Raw genomic sequence first — 2,262 nt, forward strand, 5'->3', positions numbered from 1 at the left:
AAATCATGAATCAAATCATGAATCAGTATCATCGAAAATCCCATGAATACAAGGCTATCAAGCATTACTGGAAACTTATCCAACAAGATAGTCGGAAACTCAGTGAGAAACGTTTTTATCGCCCTACTTTTCGTATGCACTTAACAAATAAAGAGATTCTAGACAAGCTTTTGAGCTATTCAGAAGACTTAAAACACCACTATAATCTCTATCAACTCTTACTTTTTCACTTTCAGAATAAGGAAGCTGACAAATTTTTCGGACTCATTAAGGACAATCTAAAGCAGGTTCATCCTCTTTTTCAGACTGTCTTTAAAACCTTTTTCAAGGACAAAGAGAAAATCGTCAACGCCCTTCAATTCCCCTATTCAAACGCTAAACTGGAAGCAACCAATAATCTTATCAAACTTATCAAACGAAATGCCTTTGGTTTTCGGAACTTCGAAAACTTCAAAAAACGGATTTTTATGGCTCTAAATATCAAAAAAGAAAGGACTAAATCTGTCCTTTCTCGAGCTTAGCTTTTCTTCAACCCACTACAGTTGACAAAGAGCCTTTTAATCGCTCTCAACATCAAAAAAAAAGAGAGTTATAAACTCTCATTAAAACGGAGAATAAGGGATTCGAACCCTTGCGCCAGTTACCCGACCTAACGATTTAGCAAACCGTCCTCTTCAGCCTCTTGAGTAATTCTCCAATTAATGGGCACGAGTGGACTCGAACCACCGACCTCACGCTTATCAGGCGTGCGCTCTAACCACCTGAGCTACGCGCCCAAGTTAAAAACTTGGTAGTTTGAACAAAGTTCAAAGCGGGTGACGAGAATCGAACTCGCGACAACAGCTTGGAAGGCTGTAGTTTTACCACTAAACTACACCCGCATACATACTATAAGTAAAAATGGCGCGAGACGGAATCGAACCGCCGACACATGGAGCTTCAATCCATTGCTCTACCAACTGAGCTACCGAGCCTTATTGCGGGAGCAGGATTTGAACCTACGACCTTCGGGTTATGAGCCCGACGAGCTACCGAGCTGCTCCATCCCGCGTTAATGAAAAAGGAGGATGTGGGATTCGAACCCACGCACGCTTTTACACGCCTGACGGTTTTCAAGACCGTTCCCTTCAGCCGGACTTGGGTAATCCTCCGTACTATTCAAATGGACCTTGTAGGACTTGAACCTACGACCACTCGGTTATGAGCCGAGAGCTCTAACCAGCTGAGCTAAAGGTCCAACAAGATCTTTATAGCGGCGAAGGGGATCGAACCCCCGACCTCCCGGGTATGAACCGGACGCTCTAGCCAGCTGAGCTACACCGCCATGAATCGGGAAGACAGGATTCGAACCTGCGACACCTTGGTCCCAAACCAAGTACTCTACCAAGCTGAGCTACTTCCCGAATTAAATAGAAAAATGCACCCTAGAGGAGTCGAACCTCTAACCGCCTGATTCGTAGTCAGGTACTCTATCCAGTTGAGCTAAGGGTGCTCATTATTTTATGCCGAGGACCGGAATCGAACCGGTACGATCGTTACCAATCGCAGGATTTTAAGTCCTGTGCGTCTGCCAGTTCCGCCACCCCGGCCTCTCTAAGCGAACGACGGGATTCGAACCCGCGACCCCCACCTTGGCAAGGTGGTGTTCTACCACTGAACTACGTTCGCACTGTTTTCTTCTATCTAAAAATGCCGGCTACATGACTTGAACACGCGACCCTCTGATTACAAATCAGATGCTCTACCAACTGAGCTAAGCCGGCTCATTTATTATTTCTTAATGCGGGTTAAGGGACTTGAACCCCCACGCTGTTAAGCGCCAGATCCTAAATCTGGTGCGTCTGCCAATTCCGCCAAACCCGCATATATGACCCGTACTGGGCTCGAACCAGTGACCCATTGATTAAAAGTCAATTGCTCTACCAACTGAGCTAACGAGTCTAAAATAACTTCCGTTATCTTAAACGGTCCCGACGGGAATCGAACCCGCGATCTTCGCCGTGACAGGGCGACGTGATAACCGCTACACTACGGGACCTTTGGGAGTTAACGGGATCGAACCGCTGACCCTCTGCTTGTAAGGCAGATGCTCTCCCAGCTGAGCTAAACTCCCTAGAGCTAAGCGACTTCCATATCTCACAGGGGGCAACCCCCAACTACTTCCGGCGTTCTAGGGCTTAACTTCTGTGTTCGGCATGGGTACAGGTGTATCTCCTAGGCTATCGTCACTTAACTCTGAGTAATACCTACTCAAAATTGAAT

1 protein-coding gene, 17 tRNA genes and 1 rRNA gene are annotated in these 2,262 nt (G+C 46.4%); 1 reads left to right on the top strand and 18 read right to left on the bottom strand.

From position 1 onward, the window contains the following. Positions 1 to 521, top strand: a 521-nt coding sequence (locus D8787_RS11020) for a transposase (protein ID WP_142999773.1), incomplete at its 5' end; no start/stop codon positions are given. Positions 522 to 608: 87 nt separating this feature from the next. On the opposite strand, the gene D8787_RS11025 is transcribed toward D8787_RS11020, so the two are convergent. The 18 genes from D8787_RS11025 to rrf form a co-directional block, all read right to left on the bottom strand. Further along, positions 609 to 696 (bottom strand) — tRNA-Ser (locus D8787_RS11025). A 6-nt stretch (positions 697 to 702) separates the two neighbouring features. Further along, positions 703 to 776 (bottom strand) — tRNA-Ile (locus tag D8787_RS11030). Positions 777 to 810: 34 nt separating this feature from the next. Then, positions 811 to 881, bottom strand: a tRNA-Gly gene (locus D8787_RS11035). 20 nt (positions 882 to 901) lie between these two features. After that, positions 902 to 974, bottom strand: a tRNA-Phe gene (locus D8787_RS11040). A gap of 3 nt (positions 975 to 977) precedes the next feature. Next, a tRNA-Met gene (locus D8787_RS11045) sits at positions 978 to 1,051 on the bottom strand. 10 nt (positions 1,052 to 1,061) lie between these two features. After that, a tRNA-Ser gene (locus D8787_RS11050) sits at positions 1,062 to 1,151 on the bottom strand. A gap of 12 nt (positions 1,152 to 1,163) precedes the next feature. Beyond that, positions 1,164 to 1,237, bottom strand: a tRNA-Ile gene (locus D8787_RS11055). A 13-nt stretch (positions 1,238 to 1,250) separates the two neighbouring features. Then, positions 1,251 to 1,324 (bottom strand) — tRNA-Met (locus tag D8787_RS11060). 5 nt (positions 1,325 to 1,329) lie between these two features. Further along, a tRNA-Pro gene (locus D8787_RS11065) sits at positions 1,330 to 1,403 on the bottom strand. A gap of 15 nt (positions 1,404 to 1,418) precedes the next feature. After that, positions 1,419 to 1,492 (bottom strand) — tRNA-Arg (locus tag D8787_RS11070). A gap of 11 nt (positions 1,493 to 1,503) precedes the next feature. Then, positions 1,504 to 1,589 (bottom strand) — tRNA-Leu (locus tag D8787_RS11075). Between the two features lie 7 nt (positions 1,590 to 1,596). Continuing rightward, positions 1,597 to 1,668, bottom strand: a tRNA-Gly gene (locus D8787_RS11080). Positions 1,669 to 1,690: 22 nt separating this feature from the next. Continuing rightward, positions 1,691 to 1,763: transfer RNA gene (locus tag D8787_RS11085), tRNA-Thr, on the bottom strand. Positions 1,764 to 1,781: 18 nt separating this feature from the next. After that, a tRNA-Leu gene (locus tag D8787_RS11090) sits at positions 1,782 to 1,863 on the bottom strand. A 5-nt stretch (positions 1,864 to 1,868) separates the two neighbouring features. Further along, positions 1,869 to 1,941 (bottom strand) — tRNA-Lys (locus tag D8787_RS11095). A gap of 24 nt (positions 1,942 to 1,965) precedes the next feature. Then, positions 1,966 to 2,038: transfer RNA gene (locus tag D8787_RS11100), tRNA-Asp, on the bottom strand. Between the two features lie 2 nt (positions 2,039 to 2,040). After that, a tRNA-Val gene (locus tag D8787_RS11105) sits at positions 2,041 to 2,113 on the bottom strand. Between the two features lie 4 nt (positions 2,114 to 2,117). Beyond that, positions 2,118 to 2,233 (bottom strand): 5S ribosomal RNA (gene rrf, locus D8787_RS11110). Positions 2,234 to 2,262: the final 29 nt, after the last annotated feature.

The sequence above is a fragment of the Streptococcus mitis genome, assembly GCF_003944325.1.
GTDB classification, from domain to species: domain Bacteria; phylum Bacillota; class Bacilli; order Lactobacillales; family Streptococcaceae; genus Streptococcus; species Streptococcus mitis_CW.